Genomic DNA, 18719 nt, shown 5'->3' with positions numbered 1-18719 from the left:
GGTATGACATCATGCCCGCCGACATCCATCACGCCGAACAGACGCCTTCTGGTCCTCGCCTGAACGCCACCCGCGCTCGCCAAGGGCGCTTCGGACGCCACATTTTCTGGATTCTTATTGTCTCGACCGTCCTGGCGGCCCTGGCCCTCTTCGGCGCCTGGAGCTTCCGCGCCGGCGACCTCGCCGCGGTCCAGGACAACACCGGAGCCACGACGCCGGCCGAGGCTCAGGCCGGCGACACCGAGCAGCGGCCGGCGCGCCAAACGCCCTAACCTGCGCGATCGAAGCTCGTCTCGACAAAAGAAAACGGCCTCCCTATCGGGAGGCCGTCGCCTTTTCTGAAGCCGTCGTCTTTAGGCGGCTTTGCGTGAACGCCGAGGATGGAAGAACAGAGCCTGCCCGATGGCCGCCTTCACCGTCTCCGGCTGGAAAGGCTTGGTGATCAGGAAGGTCGGTTCCGGACGCTCGCCCGTCAGCAGACGCTCCGGGAAGGCAGTGATGAAGATCACGGGCACGTCGAGACGGCCAAGGATGTCCTTCACCGCGTCGATGCCAGAAGAGCCGTCGGCCAACTGGATATCGGCCAGCACCAGCCCGGGCGTGCGGCGCGCGACAGCGTCGACGGCTTCTCCTCGAGTGGCGGCGATGTCCGTGACGTCGTGACCCAGTTCGCGGACGAGGGCCTCGATATCGGCCGCGATCACAGGCTCGTCCTCGATGATCAGGACTTCGGTCGCCAGTTCCGCGTCGATCTCGGCCTGGGCGTCGGCGATGAGGCGCTCGATCTCACCAAAGTCGCAATCGAGAATCTGCGCCGCCTCGGTGGGCGTGAAGCCTTCAAGCGCGGTGAGCAGGAAAGCCTGGCGTGAGCGCGGCGCGATGCGCATCAGACGTTGGGCCGCGTCGTCGGCGGAACTGATGCTCTCATCGCGACGGGCTTCAAGCTGAGCGCCGGAGCTGAGCCAGATGGCGTGAAACACGCGATAGAGCGCCACGCGCGGCGATAGCTCGGCGTCCAGCGAGCGCTCGCCAGCCGCCAGAGCCTCCAGCGCGACGCGGACATAGTGATCCCCGGTGGTCTGATCGCCGGTCAGGGCGCGAGCGTAACGGCGGATGTAAGGTAGATGCGGCGCCAGCCGAGCAAGAAGACTCATGACCCCTCCCGATGCGGTGTCTCGAAAATCAAGGAACGTACGGTCAAGCTGCGCCGTTCCATCGAAGGTCGATAACGCCTCCTCAACTGACCGGTTCCGCCCGTCGCGGATTTTTGACATCTTATGCCCAAGCTTGTGGAACCCGGTACGGAAAAGCACGTTGTCATCGGGCGGAAAGACATTCGGCCAAAGGGGGCGGACGCCGATGCACTTCGGTGTCGAGGACATGATCGAACACGTACCCATGGAAGACAAACGCAAGAGCGCCGCGGCGCTTGACGAGGCGCGCCTGCGCCAACAGGCCATCGGCGTGAAGCTGCGCCAGATGTTCGACGAGGTCGTCAACGAGCCCGTGCCGGACGAATTCCTCGATATTCTGCGCAAAGCTGAGCCGCCGACGGGAGGCCAATGAGCATGGCCGAAGAAAAAGTGGGGCGTTCGGCGCCTGATCCCGCTCGCGACGCGCTGTTCAAGCGTGAGCTTGTCACGCTCATCCCGCATCTCCGCGCTTTCGCCCGCACCTTGACGGGTGATCCCACCGCCGCCGACGACTTGGCGCAGGACGCCATGATGAAGGCTTGGGATGCGCGCGCGAGTTTCCAGCTGGGGACCAACATGAAGGCTTGGACCTTCATGATCCTACGCAACCAGTTCTATTCCGAAAAGCGTCGGAGCTGGCGCCAAAGCCAGCTCGATCAGGAGGCCGCCGAGCGCACGCTCGTGGCGGTCGACGATCCGGAGGCGCCCGTCGCTCTGGACGAGTTGCGGCTGGGCTTGGCCATGCTCCCCGCCGAGCAGCGCGAAGCGCTGATCCTGGTGGGCGCGGGTGGCTTCGCCTACGAAGAGGCGGCTGATATCTGCGGTTGCGCGGTAGGCACGGTGAAGAGCCGCGTCAGTCGGGCTCGTCGCGCCTTGCAGGCCATCCTGGAGACAGGCGCCTACGACCGTGACGGCGCGGCCGCGGGAGATGCGATGCACGCCATCTTGGCCGACGCGGAGCGGTTGAGCTCGTTGCGGTGAGTGTGCTCGCCGGCCGCGCCGAGCAGGCCGTCACCTCCATTCGTTTCCGTCTCGCTATCGCCCTGTGCGTGGCGCTTCTGCCTGTGCTCATTCTCGGCGGCATGCAGTCGATCTTCGCGTTCCGCGCGGAGGCTGACTCGCGCCGTCAGAGCCTGGAGCTGGCGGCGGGGCGCAGCGCAGCTATCGCCCGGGCGCGCATCGAGGCCGCCGGCGTGCTGTTGCAGACTTTGGGGCCGCGCTCGGTGGGGTTGGAGTGCGCTCAGCGCCTGGCTGATGTCCGGGCGCGGCTTCCCGGCTACGCCAATCTGATCCGTTTTGACGCCCGTGGCCGCGTAGCCTGTGCCGCTGCGACGACGCCGTATGACCAGCAACGCAGCGCGCGCAGCTGGTTCCAGTCCCTTCGCGGCGGCTCCACCCTGGTGGTGGCCGCCGATCCTGGCGCCGTCTACGCTAACGAGCCCTCGGTGTTGGCGGCTGTTCGCGCGGGCTCCCCAGAGCAGTTCGAAGGTGCCATGGCCGCGGTTCTGACCCTGGCTGACCTGAAGGTGGAGACGGCCAACCGGTTCCTGCCAGGCGGGGCTGAAGTGGCCTTGGCCGACTCCAACGGACGCGTTTTCGCCGCCACAAATCCCTCGGCGTTCGGCGCTCCGCCGGCCGGCTGGCGGGCCATCGCGGCGGAGCGTGGCGCGGCGTTGTGGTCCGCGCGCGACTCCCAGCGTCGAGACCGGACCTTCTCGGCCGCGCCGCTCGTTGGCGACGACGTGTTCGTCATCCTTTCGGCGCCAGCCCCAAGGCTGCTGTCCTGGGCCTGGATCAACCCGATCTCGCGTCTCCTGCTGCCGCTCTTGGCCTTCGTTCTGGGCTTGGGGGCGGTCTGGTTCACGGCCGAACGGGGCGTGATCCGCTGGATCGTGTACTTGCAGCGCGTGGCGGCGATCTATGCGCGGGGGCGCTTCACCGTGCGACCCTTGCAGGCCGAAAGAGCGCCGCCGGAAATCCGCGAGCTCGCCGCCACCCTCGACGCGATGGCCGGCGCCATCGTCGCCCGGGACGCGTCGCTGATGGACAGCCTGGCGGAGAAGGACGCGCTGATGCGCGAAATCCACCACCGGGTGAAGAATAACCTTCAGATCATCACGTCGTTGCTGAACATGCAGCAGCGAGCCCTCGCGGACCCGGCTGCGAAAGCGGCCATGAATGATACGCGTCAGCGGATCACCGCGCTGGCCCAGATCTATCGTGCGCTCTACCAGGGGCCTGATCTCAAGCGGGTGGACCTTCGTCCGTTTCTCGAGGAGCTCACCGCGCAGCTGCTGGCCAACGATATGGGCACGTCGGGTCTCGTTCAGACCGAGGTCCACGCGGATCCTCTGGTCATAGATCCCGACCGACTGGCCCCCATCGCCCTGTTTGCGGTTGAAGCGATCACCAATGCGCAGAAGCACGCTTTCGGTACGAGCGGCGGGACGCTTCGGGTCAATTTCCATGTCCGCGGCGAAGAGGCCGAGCTTTCGATCAGCGATGACGGTCCCGGCGCGCCGGACAGCCTTGGCGGCGGCGTCGGCCGGACGCTGATGACCGCCTTCGCCCGTCAGCTTCGCGGGAAGGTGTCCTTTGAAACCCACGAGCCGCGTGGTCTCACGGTGCGGCTTGTCTTCCCCACGCCGCAGGCTGTCGGTCCCTCCGCCTGAATCCTGAAACCTCGACCGGAACCGAGCTTCGCTGCTGACGTTCTCTCGGAGCGATTGTTTCACAGCCTTCCCACGAAGCCCTGGGAGGCGAACAGCGGAGAATACCATGCGTAAACTGGTGATCCTGGCCGCCCTCGCCGCCAGCCTGTCGGTGGCGGCCTGCAATACGGTCGAAGGCGCCGGCAAGGACGTCTCGTCGGCGGGCCGCGCCGTGACCGACACGGCCAAGGACGTCAAGAACAACTGACGTACGAAGCCTGCCGAAGACATGAAGGCCCGCTGGAGACAGCGGGCCTTTTTCTTTCAGTGGCTCCAAAAGTATTTCGGCGGCGCAACCCTCAGGGCCCGGCCTGAGATACGGCTGAAAAGCAGCCCATGAATGCTGGACCCTCGGATAGAGGGATCGAGTGATTGTCGAGCGGCGCTGTCTTTGTTCATAGCGGCTGGCGCTGTTCCAGCACCTACGTATGGCACCGCTTTCGCGCCGTGCCGAACGTCCGGGCCTATTACGAGCCCTGGCACGAACAATTGGCGCATGTGACACCCGAAACGATACGGGCCGAAACGCCAGACAACAGCGGCCTGAGGCATCCCGGGGGCAGTGAGCCCTACCTCAAGGAATTCGAGGTCGTTCTCGACCCGGCCGGGGGCGTAAGCGGCTTTGACGCGAGCTTCGCGCTGGACCGCTACTGGATCGAACCCGAGGCTAGCGACCTGGCGCAGCAGAGCTATGTCGAGGGCCTGATCGACGCGGCGAAGCGCCGGGGCGAAACACCGGTGCTGGCCTGTTGCCGGACGCTCGGGCGGGCGGGATGGCTCAAGAGGCGGTTCGGCGGATTCCATGTCGTGCTGGTGCGCGATCCCGTCCAGCAGTGGCTGTCGTTCTACTCGCTGCGCCGGCGCCCCAGGCCGACCTATTTCGAGCTATGCCATTACGTCCTGCTGTCCGAGATGGCTGTCTGGCGCGACGCCGCCCGTCGCCTGTTGGGCCACGACTTCGACGGCCGAGGCCCTTTGAATCGGCGCCTGGCCGCGGTGCGCCGGAAATTCAAGCGCAGCCCCGCGAGCCTGTCCTTCCAGGCCTTTCTGGCCGTGTGGCTCGCGTCCCACCTGAAGGCTCTGCCTCACGCAGATCTTGTGATCGACGTTGATCGGCTGGCCCGCGACGGAGCCTATGCCCGTGAGGTCGAGCAGGCCATCTGGCTCGGCTGCGGGCTGAGGCCGAACTTCTCCGATTGCCGCGCGCCGGCGCCGCACGGCGTGGCGCCGCCTGTTGAATGGCGGAAGGCGGCGCGCGCCGTGGTCGACGCTATGGATCTGCACGAGGCCATCGTGGGGCCGGGCGCGCCACCGATCCTGTTCCGCAAGCTCGCGCCCGCGTTCGCGGCGCTTCCATCGGCGCGGGCCGGGATCAAGGCGCGAGTGGCAGAGGTGGTGGGTGGGTTGGCGGGCGGCGCCGCCTTGGCTCGCCTGCAAGCTCGGGCCAGGAAGGCTTGAGAGCCGGTCAGGCCGCGGCGGCGGTCCCGATTGTCGGATCGCGCAGATAGAGGCCTGCGCCGCCGGGCGCCGCCACGAGGACATCGCCCAGCTCCGAGATATCGTCCTCAGGGTCCAGCACCAGCACGCCATCGGCCGAGAGTCGGGCGGCCAAGCTGCGGACGATCCTGCCGCGTAGCGCCGGGACCATGCTCCGCAGGACATTGCGCAGCAGGATCACGTCGAACACGCCGAGCGCAGAGAGGTCCGACAGCAGGTTGATCCGCCGCCAGCGGACCATCTGCCGAATGCGAGGCGAGATGGTCCAGGTGTCGTCCTGGTTGTCGAAGTACTTGACCAGCATTCGGATCGGCAGGCCGCGCTGGATCTCGAATTGGGTGTACAGCCCGGTCTGGGCCTTCTCCAGGCATCGTTCCGAAAGATCAGAACCGAAAAATTCGAACCGCGCGCCGGGCGCCAGCCCGGTCGCCTCGGCCGCCGCCATGGCGATGGAATAGACCTCCTGGCCGGTGGCGCAGGCCGCGCTCCAGATGCGCAACGGCGTGTCGCGACGATGAGACAACGAGGGCAGGATCCCGTCTCGGAGCGCGGCGAAGGCCTCCCGTCCCCGAAAGAAAGTCGTTTCCGTGCGGCACAGCGATTCAACGACAGCCCAGATCAACCGCTCGTCGCGTTTGGCGCGCAGTTCATCGACCAAGGCTTCGATGCTCTCGAAACCCTCGCGACGCGCCAGCGGGGTTAGGCGACTTTCGATCAGGTACGGCTTTTCGATCTCGACCCGTACGCCGGCGCGGGCGCGTCCGAGCGCGGCCAGAAGGTCGATGTGCTCAGGGGTCAAAGCAGACCCGCCTCGGCGAACTTCGCCTGGATAATGTCGCCGTCGAACGGCTTCATGATGTATTCGTCCGCGCCGGCGTCGAGCGCCTCGCGGATGCGATCGACACTGTTCTCGACCGTGCAGAAGATGACCTTGGGCGTGTCGCCGTGCCGTTCCTTGCGCAGCAGCTTCAGGAACTCGAGACCGTTCATCACCGGCATGTTCCAGTCGAGCAGCACGGCGTCGGGCATGGCCGCGCGACACCAGGCCAGGGCCTCCATGCCGTCGGAGGCCTCGGCGATGTCGAAGCCGATGTCCTCGAGGACTCGGCGGGCGACCTTGCGGATCACCCGGCTGTCGTCGACCACCAGGCAGGTCTTCACGGCGTACTCCAATCCAGAGAGCGACAATGAAGGCTTCTGGTTAAGGAGCGGTTTGCCGAACTTCCGAGCGCGAAGCCGTCCCTAGGCGGGCACCCAGGCCGCGACCGAGGCGCGGTCCTCGCCAACCTCGGCGGCGATCTGGCCGCCGGCCGCGCGGACCAAGGCGTTCAGGTAGGCGGCCTGCACCCATGGACCGCCCAGTCCTTCGGCCAACGGCTCGCCCTTCAGGCCCGCGAGCACTTCGGGGCGAAGACGGGCGCGAGGGCCGATCGCCTCGGCGATGATCGAGAAGCGCCCGTCGGCGTTGACGCCCTTCACGGTCGCCACGCCCCCGGCGGGCAAGGCGCTGGCGGCGATCTGCGCGATGTTGAGTACGGCCCGGGCGGACGGCTTGTTCATAGCCTGAGGCTCGATGGCCCAGTTCAAGGTCGGGCGCACATGGGCGAAGACGCCTTGCGCCAGTTTCTCCAGCTCACGGCTGTCGAAGTTCTCGGCCGAGGCCGAGGCGCCGAACGCCACCCGGGTGAATTGTAGCAGGTCGGCGAGCTTCCGCGCCGACGAGGCGATCAGGCTCATGGCGTCTTCGCGCATGTCCTGCGCCGCCGGGTCTTCCAAGAGGTCCAGGCCCGAGACGATCGCGCTGGCCGGACTGATGAAGTCGTGGCACAGGCGCGCAGCCAGCATGGCGGCGAAGTCCGGGCCTTGCACGTCCGTCTGCGGAGTCGTGGGCGCCGGGGTCGCGGGGACTGTCTCTGGGACGATATCGGTCATAGCGGCGGACTCTGCCGTGATTTGAGGCTTTGGCAAACTGGGCCAAGCCTCTACAGGAAGGCCGTTATGGATCCGTTTCTAGAGCCGGGCGTCCTGGTGCGCCATCCCGACCAGCCCGACTGGGGCCTGGGGCAGGTTCAGTCCGTGATCGGACATCGGGTCACCGTCAATTTCGAAGAGGCGGGCAAGCAGACGATCGACGGCCGTCGCGTTCGGCTGGAGTTCGTCGGCGATGACCCTCGAGGACAGGCATGAGCGAGACCGCGACGACCGAAAACCTGGCCGACTGGGGCCGAGCCCTGGCCAGGATCACCGAAGAGGCGGCGACGGTCATCCTCCCGTTCTGGAGAACGGAATTGGCGGTGGCGCAGAAGGCGGACGAAAGCCCCGTCACCGAGGCGGATCGCGCGGGCGAGCGGCTGATCCTGCAGCGCTTGGCGGAGGCGTTTCCGGATGTCACCGTGATTTCCGAGGAGCACGCCAGTGAGTTCGGGACGCCCGACGCCATCGGATCGCGTTTCTTCCTCGTCGACCCCGTCGACGGCACCAAAGCCTTCGTTCGCGGCGACCCGAACTTCACCGTCAATATCGGCCTGATCGACCATGGCGTTCCGGTCGCCGGCGCCGTCTGCGCGCCGGCCACGGGCGAGGTCTGGTACACCACGGCCGCGGGCGCGACGAAACGTATGGGCGCTGATGCTCCAGAGGCGGCGGCGCGGGTCCGGCCGTGGCCGACCGGTCGGGCCTTGGGCTTGATCAGTCACACCATGCGCGAGGAAAAGGCCGCCGAGCTCGCCGCCGAGTACGGCTTTGACCTTCGCACGGCCATGGATTCCTCGATCAAGATGTGCCGGATCGCCGAAGGCTCGGCCGACATCTATCCGCGTCACGGGCCGACGTCCGAATGGGACACCGCCGCCGCCCACGCGGTTCTGGTCGCCGCCGGCGGAACCTTCACCCAGCCGGACGGCTCACCCTTCGTCTATGGCAAGGCCGACCAAGGCTTCCGAAATGGTTGGTTCGTGGCGCGCGGCGGCGCGGCTTGAACCAAATCATCGGTCGTGCTGCTGTCCGGCGAAGTTTGGCTCTTAACGGATCGATCGCATGGCCCGCCGTCTAGCCTTGATCACCGGCGCCTCCGCCGGCATCGGCGCCGCCTCCGCCCGCATCTACGCCAGCCATGGCTATGACGTTGTCCTGACCGCGCGGCGCGCCGATCGTCTCGAGGCCCTGGCGGCCGAGATCAAGCTGCGCTCGGGCGTGGAGGCCTACGCTGTCGCCGCCGACCTCGCCGAACCGGCAGGCGTGGACACGGTGCTGGCCGCCATCACCGAGCAGGGGCGCGTGGTCGACGCGCTGGTCAACAACGCCGGCTACGGCCTGCCGGGGACCTATGCGGCGACGAACTGGGCGGACCAGGCGACCTTCCTGCAGGTGATGCTGACCTCGGTCTGCGAAATGACCCATAAGGTGCTGCCGGGCATGGTCGAGCGTCGTTTTGGGCGCATCACGAATGTCGCGTCGCTAGCGGGTCTGGTTCCTGGCGCGGCGGGCCACACGCTGTACGCGGCGACCAAGGGCTTCCTGGTCAAGTTCTCCCAGAGCCTGCATCTGGAGAACCTGTCGACCGGCGTGCATGTCAGCGCGCTTTGCCCCGGGTTCACCTATTCGGAATTCCACGACGTCAACGGCACTCGCGCCCAGGTCAGCCAGGGCGTGCCGGACTGGATGTGGCTCGGGGCGGACGAGGTCGCCGCCGCCGGCTACGAAGCCGCAGAAGCCAATCGTCCGATCTGTGTTCCGGGTTCGCCCAACAAGGCCATCGCCGCCGTCGCCAAGGTGCTGCCGGACGACTGGGCCCTGGCGCTGATGGCCAACCAGGGCGGCCGGTTCCGGAAGGTCTGAGGAGGCGCGGCGCTCGGTCCTTTTGGAAAACCGGCCCGGACCTGCTATATGTCCGTCCGCACCCCGAAGAGCCGGACATCCCCTTGAGCGTCACCCTCGACCTGTCGCGCGTCTCGTCCGACGCCGCGCCCGCAGCCCCCGTCGCCAAACCGCTGGTCAACCTGTCGGGCCTCACGCGTCCGCAGTTGATCGCCGCTCTGGTCGAGAGCGGCGTGGTCGAGCACGGCAAGGCCAAGATGCGGGCGACCCAGATCTTCCGTTGGATGCACCATCGCGGCGTCACCGACTTCGCGTCGATGAGCGATGTGGCCAAGGAAACGCGCGCGCGGCTCGCCGAGGCCTTCACGATCGCCCGCCCCGAGATCGTCGAACGCCAGGTCAGCCAGGACGGCACCCGCAAGTGGTTGATCCGGATGGCGCCCGGCATCGAGGTCGAGAGCGTCTTCATTCCGGGCGTCGGTCGCGCCGGCGCCTTGTGCGTCTCCAGCCAGGTCGGCTGCACGCTCAACTGCAGCTTCTGCCATACCGGCACCCAGCCCCTGGTCCGTAACCTGACCGCAGCCGAGATCGTCGCTCAGGTGCAGGTCGCCAAGGACGATCTGGGCGAATGGCCGTCCGACAAGGAGGACCGCCAGCTCTCGAACATCGTGTTCATGGGCATGGGCGAGCCGCTGTACAATCTGGGCCAGGTCGCCGACGCCATCGAGATCATCAGCGACAACGAGGGCATCGGCATCTCGCGTCGCCGCATCACGGTCTCGACCTCGGGCGTCGTGCCCATGCTGGAGAAGCTGGGCTCGACGACCCAGGCCATGCTGGCGATCAGCCTGCACGCCACCAACGACGCCCTGCGCGACGTGCTGGTGCCGCTGAACAAGAAGTACCCGATCGCCGAGCTGATGGCCGGCATCCGCGCCTATCCGGGCCTGTCGAACGCCCGCCGCGTGACCTTCGAGTACGTGATGCTGAAGGGCGTCAACGACAGCCCGCCCGAAGCGCGCGCCCTCGTCAACCTGATCAAGGGCATCCCCGCCAAGATCAACCTGATCCCGTTCAACCCCTGGCCGGGCAGCGACTATCAGTGCTCGGACTGGGCGACGATCGAGGCCTTCGCCGCGATCCTCAACAAGGCTGGCTACTCCTCGCCGATCCGCACCCCGCGTGGCCGTGACATCCTCGCCGCCTGCGGCCAGTTGAAGAGCGAGAGCGAGAAGGTCCGCGCCAGCGCCCTGCGCAAGTTGTCGCTGGCGGCGATGGCCGGCGTCCTCAGCGAAGACGACGACGAGGCGGCCTAGGCCCCCTCGGTCTCTTCCACCGTCCTCTTCAGTCGGCTCAGCATGCTAGCCGCATAGGCCGCGTACGGGCCGATCCAGCGCTCGTGGATGGCGTGGATCGGCAGCGCGTCGAGGTGGTTCCACCGTTCGCGCCCGCGTCGTTCGGCCACGATCAGGCCCGCTTCTTCCAGGACGCCCAGATGCTGCATCACCGTGCAGCGGTCCAGGGCTGGAAAGTGGGCGCAGAGCGCCCCCGTCGTCAGGGGCTCGGCCTTCAACAAGTCCAGCATGGCGCGTCGGGCGCGATGTCCCAGCGCCTTGAAGATCAGGTCGGCCTCGTCCTCGTTTGACATGTTATGAAATTATAACATATCGTGCTGGCGAGCAAGGATGGAGGTATCCTATGGCGCACGAATTCACTGTTGGCGGTCGTATAGCCCGCCCTGTGGCGGAGGTTTTCGAGGCTGTCGTCGATCCCAAGAAGCTCTCTGGCTATTTCACGACGGGCGGCGCGCAGGGCCGGCTTGAGGCGGGCGCGACGGTGACTTGGGACTTCCACGATTTTCCGGGCGCCTTCCCCGTGGAGGTGCTCGAGGTCGTGCGGAACGAAAAGATCGTTCTTCGTTGGGGCGCATCAGAACCTGGCGCGACCTACCAGACGACGGTCACCATGACCCTCGCCGACACCGGCGACGGCCGCACCCTCGTGAGGATCCACGAAGCCGGCTGGAGTGACACGCCGGCGGGCGAGAAGGCGGCGTTCGGCAACTGCGAGGGCTGGACCGGCATGCTGTGCGCGATGAAGGTGTTCGTGGAGCACGGCCTCAATTTGCGAGAGGGCTTCTACAAGTAATTGGCTGGCGCACGCGCCCCCTACGCAAGCCGCGGCTTGCCGTGTTAGTCAGAGGGCAGCACCTTTCCGGGGGTAGTTCGCGTCCATGCCGTCCCAGCTCCAGTCGCCCGAGGTCCAGGCCTTCGCCACCGGCTTCCCGATCACCCTGCTGCACGCAGGCGTGACGCTGATCATGCTGATCCTGGGAACGACGCTCTACGCGCTGATGACCCCGCACAAGGAGATCACGCTGATCCGCGAGGGCAATTCGGCCGCCGCCCTGTCGCTGGGCGGAGTTATGGTCGGGCTGGCCATTCCGTTGGCCGTGTCCTTGACCGCCGCGACCTCGGTGGCGGAGATCGTCATATGGGGCGCGGCGACGACCGCTGTCCAACTGCTGGTCTTCCGCTGCACCGACATGGTGCTGAAAGGGCTGCCCGAGCGCATCCATGAAGGCGAGATCTCGGCCGCGGCCCTTCTGGTCGGGGCGAAGTTGGCTACGGCCTTGATCCTAGCCGCCGCCGTGGCGGGCTGAGAGGGCGCGAGGCGTCCCCATGCACTTCCCAAAGCTCCCTGACTGGCTCGTCTACGCGGTGGTGGTCAGCGCCTTGCTGGTCGTCGCCGTGGGCCGTCAGGAGCGATCCGACGCCCCGCCGCCGCCGCCGCCGGTGCCCGGAGAAGAGGGCCTGCCGCTGGGCCCCTCCTCGCCGTTCGACCCCTCCATCGTGGTGCAGGTGCCTGAGCGGCCGGAACCGGGATCGGGCACGGCGTTTTCGATCGGCGATGATGGCGCGTGGCTGACCGCGCGCCACGTGGTCGATGGTTGCAGGCAGGCCGCGATCGTGGTCGCCGACGGACGCGGCGTGGCGGCCAAGATTCACGTCGATCCGCGCGCCGATGCGGCGATCCTGACCACCGAAGGCGGCGCGCCGGCGGTGCCTCTCGGGATCGATCAACCGTTGCGCCGGGGCGCCCGCGCCTATCATCCGGGCTTCCCGCAGGGGCATCCGGGAGAAGCGGCCTCGCGGCTGCTGGGGCGAGAGAATCTGGTGGTCCACGGCCGTGGCGCTCGCACCGAGCCGGTGTTGGTCTGGGCTGAGGTCGGTCGCACCGACACCTTGAAGGGCACTCTATCGGGCCTCTCCGGCGCGCCGGCTCTCGACGCGGCGGGCCGGGTGATCGGCGTCACCGTGGCCGAGGCGCCGCGTCGCGGCCGCATCTACACGACGGCGCCGGAGACCCTGAAGACGCTGCTCGGCCCTCGCCGACATCCGTCGCCGTCCGAGTTCGCGCCGAGCGAGCCGATCACCACCGAGAACTACGGTCGCGTCGCCGACGGCCTGCGCCGCGACCTGCGCGTGGCCCAGGTGGTGTGCCTGGGCGTCTAGGCCTTAGCTGGCGTCTCAGTCGCCTTCTGGCGCGCGGCGACCATGAACGACAGCACGATCGCCACCGCGCCGATTATCGCCGTGTAGATGAAAAAGGCCGTATAGCCCGCCGCCATGGCCTGGGCGCTGACGCCTAGCTTGGCGCCGGCGGCGGTGAAGCTCTCGGGCGGTAGGCGAGTGAACAAGCCTTTCAGCATGCCGATCGGTCCGCCGTGCTCGGCCGCCTGGGCCGAGGCCTCGACGATGCGGCCCGACTGCGAGGCGACCAGCTTGCCAGGCAAGGCGTAGAGGGACGAGAACAGGGCGTACTGGGTCGCCGTGAAGCCCGCTGAGGTCAGGCTGGACATGTAGGCGATCAGAGCCGTGCCCGCGACGCCGCCGGCGACGTTGTCCAAGCAGATCGAGACGAACAACATTGGGATGTTGTGGCCGCTCATGGCCAGCAGGGCGAACATCAGGTTGCTGATCGGCTGTGCGAAAGCCCCAATGACCAGCGCCTTCATCAATCCAAGGCGAGCGACGACCACGCCGCCCAGGAACACGCCGATCATCGAGGCGATGATGCCGAACACCTTCCGGATCTCGGCGATCTCGGTCAGCGAGAAGCCCATGTCCCGGTAGAACGGGTTCATGATGTTCAGCACGAAGTCGGAGACGCGGTAGACGCAGATCGCGGCCAGGATCAGGCCGGCGACGCCTTGGAAGCGGGTGAGGAATTCTCCTAGCGGCTCACCGAAGGCCTTGGACATGTAGACGCCGGGCTTGGTGCGGACCTTGGGGATGGGCCAAGCCGCGATCACGACGATGGCCAAGCCCACCGCGACGCCGAGCAACTGCAGCCAGACGCCGTTCGGCTTAGCCGTCCAGGCGTCCGCAAGCGCTTCGCCACCTACCAGTTTGGACAGGACCGTGGCGTCGCCGGCGAGACCGGAGCCCAGCACCAGGGCGCCGACCAACAGGATCGCCAGACGCGCCAGCCACTCGAAAATCTCCAGGGCCTTGGATTGCTTGACGTCGTCCGTGGGGATGGGGCGGATCGTGTGTTCGGCTTCGCGCGGCGCGCAGAGGGTCGCCAGGAGGCCGACGCAAACGACGAAGCCCATGGCCGCGTAGGAGATGTTCCACCCGTAGCGTTCCGCAAGCAGAAGGGGAATCGCGCCGGCCGCGATCATCGCTACCCGGAAGCCCCACTGATAGGCGACGACCATCGGGCCTTGCTCTTCATCGTCGGCGACCTCGATGCGCCAAGCGTCGATGACGATGTCATGGGAGGCGGTCGCGAAACCGACGGCGACGGCGACCGCGCCGAGAAGAGCGAGGTTCGCCGCCGGGTTCAGGCCCGAGATCATCCAAAGGCCCAGGATCATCGCGGTCTGGAAGACGAGCATCCAGGCCCGACGGTGTCCCAGAACGCCGTGCAGCACCGGAACCTTGGCCCGATCGATCAACGGCGCCCAAAGGAACTTGAACGAGAAGGACAGCGTAGCCAGGCTGAAGAAGCCGATCACAGCCAGCGACAGGCCCGCATCTCGCAGCCACAGCGACAGGGTGTCGAAGATCAGCATGTAGGGCAGGCCGGATGCGAAGCCGAGGCCCAGCATCACCAGGCTACGCCGCTCGCCGAAGAAGGCGAGAGTCTGAAGCAGGCTCTTCTTCTCGGGCTTGGCCTTGGTGTCCGTGGTCTGTTCGGTCATGCGGCGGAATCCCCGGCGAGGGGACCGCCCCCGCTTCTTCAGCCGGCGACCTTGGATCGCGTCGCGGTTTTCGTCCAGCCGGCGCCCACGACGCCAGAGGTGGTCCAGCGGGTCAACACGTCGCGCAAGGCTTCCTGGGTCAGCGGCTTGACCAGGAAGTCATCCATACCGGCAGCCAGGCAGGCACGCTTGTCTTCGTCGAAGGCGTCGGCGGTCAGGGCGGCGATCGGCGCGGTGACGCCCTTGCCGCGGAGGGCCTTTGCGGCCTCGACGCCCGACATGCCGGGCATGCGCAGGTCCATCAGGATCAGGTCGTAAGATCCCGACACCGCTGCGGCGATCGCCTGTGGACCGTCGGCCACGCGGTCCACCTTGCAGCCTTCGCGCTCCAATAGCGTGCGGGCGAGCAGAGCGTTGATCGGGTTGTCTTCGGCCAGCAGGACGCGAACACCATGGGCCACGGCGCCGGCGATGCGGTCGTCGTCATGGTGCGTGCTGGGCCCCGGCGCGGCTTCCGCGGCGTCGGCCTGCAGCACCTGGGCGACCAGGGAGGCCGTCCGAAGCGGCTTGATCAGATAGCCGCTGAATCCGGCCGATTTCAGGGGATCGATACGGTCGCGCTGCTCCGGCGTCAGCAGCACCACGGCCTTGCGGCCGGCCGGCGGCTTGAGCGCGCCCCGCGAACCGGAAAGAGCAGCGTCGATCAGAAGCACGGCGTCGGCCGGCGCGCCGGTCAGAGCTGCGTTGACATCGACCGCGGTGAAAGCCCGTCCGCCCGCCGCCTCGATCTGTCGCGCCGTGGCGATGCGGACGATGGCGTTGGGCGAGGCGATCGCCACATTGCGCCCGGCCAGGGGCGCCTCGCGGGTCGCGGACGCGCTTGAGCTGAATGGCGCTTCAAACCAGAACTCGGCCCCGTGGCCGACCTCGCCGCCGACGCCCACGTCGCCGCCCATGGCGGTCGCCAGGCGGGAAACAATGGCGAGCCCCAGGCCGGCGCCGCCGAGCTGGGTGCTGTGGGTGATGTCTGTCTGGACAAAGGCCTCGAAGATGCGCGCGCGGGCCTCGGGCGCGACACCGGGCCCGGTGTCGGCCACCGAAAAGCGGATTCGGCCGTTCTCGCCCGCCGAGGCGGAGAGTAGGACGCCGCCCGCTTCCGTGAACTTCACGGCGTTGCCGGCGAAGTTCAGCAGGATCTGCCGCAGGCGGCCCTCGTCTGCATGGATCACGGGCAGCGGCGCGGTCAGCGCCCACGCGATCTCGACGCCCTTCTCATGAGCGCGGGGGCTCATCAGTTCAGCGACCTGGCGCAGCAAGCTTTCCACGTCGACCGGCCCCAGGCTCAGCTCGATGGAGGCCGCACCGAGGCGTGCGAAGTGCAGCACGTCGTTGACCAGCGAGAGCAGGTGGTCGCCGCTCTCGCGCAAGGCGGTGACATAAGACCGTTGCTCGGCCGTCAGCTTGGTGTTCTCGAGCAGGCGCGCCATGCCGAGCACGCCGTTGAGAGGCGTGCGAAATTCATGGCTCAGGGTGGCCAGCTGCTCGGGCGTGACGCCGGGTCGCCCAATCGTCGCTTTGGGGTCGCTCATGAGGCGCGACCTTAGCCGGAGCGAATTAACGGCGGGTCAACCCTGTAGGGCCTCCTCGCCGATGGCCGCCGTCCGGCGGTAGGCTAGCGCCTCGGCGACATGGACGCGTCGAACGGCCTCCGCGCCTTCGAGATCGGCGATGGTCCGCGCCAGGCGAAGAACGCGAGTCCACCCGCGCGCGCTGATGCGCCCCGCTTCGGCGGCGCGCGCCAGAAGCGCCCGTCCAGCGTCATCCAGCGCCGTGATCCGTTCGAGAAAGGCGCCCTCGGCCCGCCCGTTCAGCGCCTCGCCGCCGTCGAGGTCGGCCGCGCGATCGGCCTGTAGCCGACGTGCGCGGGCCACACGGGCGGCGACTTCGGCGGAGCCTTCGGAAGGCGGCGGCAGCGAAAGGTCCGCCGCCGTCACGGCGGGCATGTCGACCGCCAGATCTATCCGATCCATCAAGGGGCCTGAAACGCGGCCTTGATAGTCCTTTTGGCAGCGGGGAGCCTTGCCGCACGCGCCGCGGCCCGCGCCCCCATGGCCGCAGCGGCAGGGGTTCATCGCCGCGACCAGTTGCAGCCGGGCGGGGTAGCGAACGTGGGCGTTGGCGCGCGCGACCATCACTTCGCCGGTTTCGAGCGGCGCTCGGAGACTGTCGAGCGCCTGTACGCCGAACTCCGGCAATTCGTCGAGGAACAGCACCCCGTTGTGGGCCAGCGACACTTCGCCGGGCCTGGCGCGATGGCCGCCGCCGGTCAGGGCGGCCATGCTGGCGCTATGGTGCGGCGCTCTGAAGGGCCTAGCGCGGCTAAGGGTTCCGCGCGCGATCAGCCCCGCGACGGAATGGACCATCGAGGTTTCCAGCAACTCGGCCGAGGTCAGCGGCGGCAGCAAACCTGGCAACCGTTGGGCCAGCATCGACTTGCCGGAGCCCGGCGGCCCGCAGAACAGGAGGTTGTGGCCGCCAGCCGCGGCGATCTCCAACGCGCGCTTGGCGTGTTCTTGACCCTTCACGTCGCGGAGGTCCTTGGGGCGCTCACCCTCCACGATGGGCCCTGGCGTCGGCGCCGACAGGACCTGGCTCCCGCGGAAGTGGTTGATCAGCGACACCAGGGAGCGGGGCGCCAGAATCCGGGTCCCCCCGGCCCAGGCCGCTTCGGGGCCTGACGCCTCTGGACAGATCAGGCCGAGGTCCATGGCGCCGGCCGCCATCGCGGCGGGAAGCGCGCCGGCCGCCGGGACGATGCGACCGTCTAGCGACAGCTCGCCCATGGCCGCCCAACCATCGAGGGCGTCCAGGGGAATGACGCCGAGCGCCGCCATGACCGCCAGGGCGATCGGCAGGTCGAAGTGGGTGCCCTCCTTGGGCATGTCCGCTGGCGCCAGATTGGCGACGATCCGCTTACCAGGGAGCGAAAGGCCCAGGCCCGCGAAAGCGCCGCGAACGCGCTCGCGGCTCTCGGCCACGGCCTTGTCGGCGAGGCCAACGACGACAAAGGCATGCTGCCCTGTCGTGAGTTGGACCTCTACGTCGACCCGTCGCGCCTCGACGCCCTCGAACGCCACCGTGACGACTCTGGCCGCCATGTCCCCACCTTGCGGATAATCAATTTATCCACAACTTGCAGCATAGCTTATGGGGAGGAGCAAGAACGAAAAACGAACGTTTCAGGAAAATCCGAGATTTCGGAAAAGTTACCCACGGACTCCGCGAATGTCCTCGATGCGGTCCCAAAGTACAGCGGCGGCGTTGACGCCGCTGAAACGCAGCAGCTGTTGGGCGCCCGTGGGCGACGTGACGTTGATCTCCGTCAGGTACTCGCCAATCACGTCAATGCCGACAAAGATCAGTCCACGGCGCTTTAGTTCCGGTCCGATGATCTTGCAAAGCTCGATGTCGCGGGCGGTCAACTCTACGGCTTCGGCGCGACCGCCGACGCGGAGGTTGGAGCGAACCTGACCGTCGGCCGGCACGCGGTTGATCGCGCCCACGGGCTCGCCGTCAACCAGCAGCACGCGCTTGTCACCCTTGCTGACAGCCGGCACGAACTTCTGGGCGATGACCTGCTCGCGGCCGATCATGGCATGCAGTTCCAGCAGCGCGTCGAGGTTCGGGTCGTCCTTCAGCAAGCGCGCCACGCCCGAGCCGCCGCCTCCGTAGAGCGGCTTGAGCACGATGTCGCCGTGGCGGGCGCGGAAGTCGTAGATGGCTTCGTGATCGCTGGTGATCAGGGTCGGCGGCTGCACGCCGGGGAAGTCGGTGACGAACAGTTTCTCGGGCGCGTTACGCACTTCCGCCGGGTTGTTCACCACCAGCGTGTGGGGATGGACCTTCTCCAGAAAGTGGGTCGCGGTGATGTAGGCCATGTCGAACGGCGGATCCTGGCGCATCAGCACCACGTCGACGTCGTCCTTCATATCCAGGAGAACAGGTTCGCCGAGCTTGGCATGGGCGCCCTTCTCCGCGAACACCTCCAGCGGCTGCGCGCGGGCGAAGACGCGGCCGTCCTCCAGCGAAAGCTTGTCCGGCGTGTAGAACCAAAGCCTGTGGCCGCGAGTCTGAGCCTCCATCATCATCAGGAAGGTCGTGTCGGTGTCGATGTTGATCCCCAGGACGGGATCCATCTGAACGGCGACTCGCAGCGACATGGGGGCTCCTGGGGTTCTTCGGGCGTCTGGCGCGACGGCTTAGTTAGGCGTTCTTGTGCGCGGCTCCAACCAA

22 protein-coding genes are annotated in these 18719 nt (G+C 67.3%); 13 read left to right on the top strand and 9 right to left on the bottom strand.

The window, feature by feature from the left end; all coding sequences use genetic code 11:
- Positions 1 to 11 precede the first annotated feature (11 nt).
- A complete protein-coding gene (locus CSEG_RS20225; RefSeq protein WP_013081092.1) occupies positions 12 to 272 on the top strand; it encodes a hypothetical protein in 261 nt (86 codons plus the stop codon).
- 81 nt (positions 273 to 353) lie between these two features.
- Here CSEG_RS20225 and phyR read toward each other — a convergent pair whose 3' ends face one another.
- Positions 354 to 1154 (bottom strand): anti-anti sigma factor/receiver protein PhyR, encoded by an 801-nt coding sequence (phyR, locus tag CSEG_RS20220; protein ID WP_013081091.1) that lies wholly within the window; start codon positions 1152 to 1154, stop codon positions 354 to 356.
- A gap of 226 nt (positions 1155 to 1380) precedes the next feature.
- Between phyR and nepR the strand changes: the two genes are divergently transcribed.
- From nepR to CSEG_RS20195, 5 genes are all read left to right on the top strand, one after another.
- A complete protein-coding gene (gene nepR / locus CSEG_RS20215; protein WP_167535166.1) occupies positions 1381 to 1566 on the top strand; it encodes an anti-sigma T factor NepR in 186 nt (61 codons plus the stop codon).
- 2 nt (positions 1567 to 1568) lie between these two features.
- Positions 1569 to 2174, top strand: a complete 606-nt coding sequence (locus CSEG_RS20210) for a sigma-70 family RNA polymerase sigma factor (RefSeq protein WP_013081089.1) — start codon at positions 1569 to 1571, stop codon at positions 2172 to 2174.
- The gene (gene phyK, locus CSEG_RS20205; RefSeq protein ID WP_013081088.1) at positions 2171 to 3865 is read left to right on the top strand and encodes a sensor histidine kinase PhyK; all 1695 of its coding nucleotides are present in this window, start codon (positions 2171 to 2173) and stop codon (positions 3863 to 3865) included. Before CSEG_RS20210 ends, phyK begins: the two co-directional genes overlap by 4 nt.
- 106 nt (positions 3866 to 3971) lie before the next feature.
- Positions 3972 to 4112, top strand: a complete 141-nt coding sequence (locus tag CSEG_RS20200; RefSeq protein WP_013081087.1) for an entericidin A/B family lipoprotein — start codon at positions 3972 to 3974, stop codon at positions 4110 to 4112.
- Positions 4113 to 4276: 164 nt separating this feature from the next.
- Complete coding sequence (locus CSEG_RS20195) at positions 4277 to 5362, top strand: hypothetical protein (protein ID WP_013081086.1); 1086 nt, start codon at positions 4277 to 4279, stop codon at positions 5360 to 5362.
- Between the two features lie 7 nt (positions 5363 to 5369).
- On the opposite strand, the gene CSEG_RS20190 is transcribed toward CSEG_RS20195, so the two are convergent.
- From CSEG_RS20190 to chpT, 3 genes are all read right to left on the bottom strand, one after another.
- Complete coding sequence (locus CSEG_RS20190; protein WP_013081085.1) at positions 5370 to 6200, bottom strand: CheR family methyltransferase; 831 nt, start codon at positions 6198 to 6200, stop codon at positions 5370 to 5372.
- A complete protein-coding gene (locus tag CSEG_RS20185) occupies positions 6197 to 6574 on the bottom strand; it encodes a response regulator (RefSeq protein ID WP_167535165.1) in 378 nt (125 codons plus the stop codon). The genes CSEG_RS20190 and CSEG_RS20185 overlap by 4 nt, the downstream gene beginning before the upstream one ends.
- 69 nt (positions 6575 to 6643) lie before the next feature.
- Entirely contained in the window at positions 6644 to 7333 is a 690-nt protein-coding gene (chpT, locus tag CSEG_RS20180) for a histidine phosphotransferase ChpT (RefSeq protein ID WP_013081083.1), read from the bottom strand.
- A 66-nt stretch (positions 7334 to 7399) separates the two neighbouring features.
- Between chpT and CSEG_RS20175 the strand changes: the two genes are divergently transcribed.
- The 4 genes from CSEG_RS20175 to rlmN all read left to right on the top strand — a co-directional run bounded on the left by CSEG_RS20175 (position 7400) and on the right by rlmN (position 10533).
- Entirely contained in the window at positions 7400 to 7588 is a 189-nt protein-coding gene (locus CSEG_RS20175) for a DUF3553 domain-containing protein (protein WP_013081082.1), read from the top strand.
- The gene (gene cysQ, locus CSEG_RS20170) at positions 7585 to 8379 is read left to right on the top strand and encodes a 3'(2'),5'-bisphosphate nucleotidase CysQ (RefSeq protein WP_013081081.1); all 795 of its coding nucleotides are present in this window, start codon (positions 7585 to 7587) and stop codon (positions 8377 to 8379) included. The genes CSEG_RS20175 and cysQ overlap by 4 nt, the downstream gene beginning before the upstream one ends.
- A gap of 58 nt (positions 8380 to 8437) precedes the next feature.
- Entirely contained in the window at positions 8438 to 9238 is an 801-nt protein-coding gene (locus CSEG_RS20165) for an SDR family NAD(P)-dependent oxidoreductase (RefSeq protein ID WP_013081080.1), read from the top strand.
- An 83-nt stretch (positions 9239 to 9321) separates the two neighbouring features.
- Positions 9322 to 10533, top strand: coding sequence for a 23S rRNA (adenine(2503)-C(2))-methyltransferase RlmN (rlmN, locus tag CSEG_RS20160; RefSeq protein ID WP_013081079.1), 1212 nt, complete (start codon positions 9322 to 9324; stop codon positions 10531 to 10533).
- Here rlmN and CSEG_RS20155 read toward each other — a convergent pair.
- The gene (locus tag CSEG_RS20155; RefSeq protein ID WP_013081078.1) at positions 10530 to 10865 is read right to left on the bottom strand and encodes an ArsR/SmtB family transcription factor; all 336 of its coding nucleotides are present in this window, start codon (positions 10863 to 10865) and stop codon (positions 10530 to 10532) included. The two genes, rlmN and CSEG_RS20155, sit on opposite strands and share 4 nt — an antisense overlap.
- Positions 10866 to 10915: 50 nt before the next feature.
- Here CSEG_RS20155 and CSEG_RS20150 point away from each other — a divergent pair, with 50 nt between their 5' ends.
- The 3 genes from CSEG_RS20150 to CSEG_RS20140 all read left to right on the top strand — a co-directional run bounded on the left by CSEG_RS20150 (position 10916) and on the right by CSEG_RS20140 (position 12732).
- Positions 10916 to 11365, top strand: coding sequence for an SRPBCC family protein (locus CSEG_RS20150; RefSeq protein ID WP_013081077.1), 450 nt, complete (start codon positions 10916 to 10918; stop codon positions 11363 to 11365).
- Between the two features lie 85 nt (positions 11366 to 11450).
- Entirely contained in the window at positions 11451 to 11879 is a 429-nt protein-coding gene (locus tag CSEG_RS20145; protein WP_013081076.1) for a DUF350 domain-containing protein, read from the top strand.
- A 19-nt stretch (positions 11880 to 11898) separates the two neighbouring features.
- Positions 11899 to 12732: a S1 family peptidase gene (locus tag CSEG_RS20140; RefSeq protein ID WP_013081075.1), complete on the top strand. Its 834-nt coding sequence runs from the start codon at positions 11899 to 11901 to the stop codon at positions 12730 to 12732.
- Here the strand turns inward: CSEG_RS20140 and CSEG_RS20135 are convergent.
- The 4 genes from CSEG_RS20135 to gshB form a co-directional block, all read right to left on the bottom strand.
- A complete protein-coding gene (locus CSEG_RS20135; protein WP_013081074.1) occupies positions 12729 to 14426 on the bottom strand; it encodes an AmpG family muropeptide MFS transporter in 1698 nt (565 codons plus the stop codon). The two genes, CSEG_RS20140 and CSEG_RS20135, sit on opposite strands and share 4 nt — an antisense overlap.
- 38 nt (positions 14427 to 14464) lie before the next feature.
- Positions 14465 to 16015, bottom strand: coding sequence for a response regulator (locus CSEG_RS20130; protein WP_013081073.1), 1551 nt, complete (start codon positions 16013 to 16015; stop codon positions 14465 to 14467).
- A 36-nt stretch (positions 16016 to 16051) separates the two neighbouring features.
- Positions 16052 to 17584 carry a YifB family Mg chelatase-like AAA ATPase gene (locus CSEG_RS20125; RefSeq protein ID WP_013081072.1) on the bottom strand — a complete coding sequence of 511 codons (1533 nt, stop codon included), beginning with the start codon at positions 17582 to 17584 and terminating at the stop codon, positions 16052 to 16054.
- Between the two features lie 108 nt (positions 17585 to 17692).
- Positions 17693 to 18646, bottom strand: coding sequence for a glutathione synthase (gshB, locus tag CSEG_RS20120; protein ID WP_013081071.1), 954 nt, complete (start codon positions 18644 to 18646; stop codon positions 17693 to 17695).
- Positions 18647 to 18719: the final 73 nt, after the last annotated feature.

This window comes from Caulobacter segnis ATCC 21756 (assembly GCF_000092285.1).
Taxonomy (GTDB): domain Bacteria; phylum Pseudomonadota; class Alphaproteobacteria; order Caulobacterales; family Caulobacteraceae; genus Caulobacter; species Caulobacter segnis.
This window is presented reverse-complemented; position numbering and strand designations above follow the sequence as displayed.

Bases quoted from the DNA above. Each gene is read 5' to 3' on its own strand.
- CSEG_RS20225 (WP_013081092.1), top strand. From the start codon at position 12: ATGCCCGCCGACATCCATCACGCCGAACAGACGCCTTCTGGTCCTCGC.
- phyR (WP_013081091.1), bottom strand. From the start codon at position 1,154: ATGAGTCTTCTTGCTCGGCTGGCGCCGCATCTACCTTACATCCGCCGT.
- nepR (WP_167535166.1), top strand. From the start codon at position 1,381: ATGATCGAACACGTACCCATGGAAGACAAACGCAAGAGCGCCGCGGCG.
- CSEG_RS20210 (WP_013081089.1), top strand. From the start codon at position 1,569: ATGGCCGAAGAAAAAGTGGGGCGTTCGGCGCCTGATCCCGCTCGCGAC.
- CSEG_RS20200 (WP_013081087.1), top strand. From the start codon at position 3,972: ATGCGTAAACTGGTGATCCTGGCCGCCCTCGCCGCCAGCCTGTCGGTG.
- chpT (WP_013081083.1), bottom strand. From the start codon at position 7,333: ATGACCGATATCGTCCCAGAGACAGTCCCCGCGACCCCGGCGCCCACG.
- CSEG_RS20175 (WP_013081082.1), top strand. From the start codon at position 7,400: ATGGATCCGTTTCTAGAGCCGGGCGTCCTGGTGCGCCATCCCGACCAG.
- cysQ (WP_013081081.1), top strand. From the start codon at position 7,585: ATGAGCGAGACCGCGACGACCGAAAACCTGGCCGACTGGGGCCGAGCC.
- CSEG_RS20165 (WP_013081080.1), top strand. From the start codon at position 8,438: ATGGCCCGCCGTCTAGCCTTGATCACCGGCGCCTCCGCCGGCATCGGC.
- CSEG_RS20155 (WP_013081078.1), bottom strand. From the start codon at position 10,865: ATGTCAAACGAGGACGAGGCCGACCTGATCTTCAAGGCGCTGGGACAT.
- CSEG_RS20150 (WP_013081077.1), top strand. From the start codon at position 10,916: ATGGCGCACGAATTCACTGTTGGCGGTCGTATAGCCCGCCCTGTGGCG.
- CSEG_RS20145 (WP_013081076.1), top strand. From the start codon at position 11,451: ATGCCGTCCCAGCTCCAGTCGCCCGAGGTCCAGGCCTTCGCCACCGGC.
- CSEG_RS20140 (WP_013081075.1), top strand. From the start codon at position 11,899: ATGCACTTCCCAAAGCTCCCTGACTGGCTCGTCTACGCGGTGGTGGTC.
- CSEG_RS20135 (WP_013081074.1), bottom strand. From the start codon at position 14,426: ATGACCGAACAGACCACGGACACCAAGGCCAAGCCCGAGAAGAAGAGC.
- CSEG_RS20130 (WP_013081073.1), bottom strand. From the start codon at position 16,015: ATGAGCGACCCCAAAGCGACGATTGGGCGACCCGGCGTCACGCCCGAG.
- CSEG_RS20125 (WP_013081072.1), bottom strand. From the start codon at position 17,584: ATGGCGGCCAGAGTCGTCACGGTGGCGTTCGAGGGCGTCGAGGCGCGA.
- gshB (WP_013081071.1), bottom strand. From the start codon at position 18,646: ATGTCGCTGCGAGTCGCCGTTCAGATGGATCCCGTCCTGGGGATCAAC.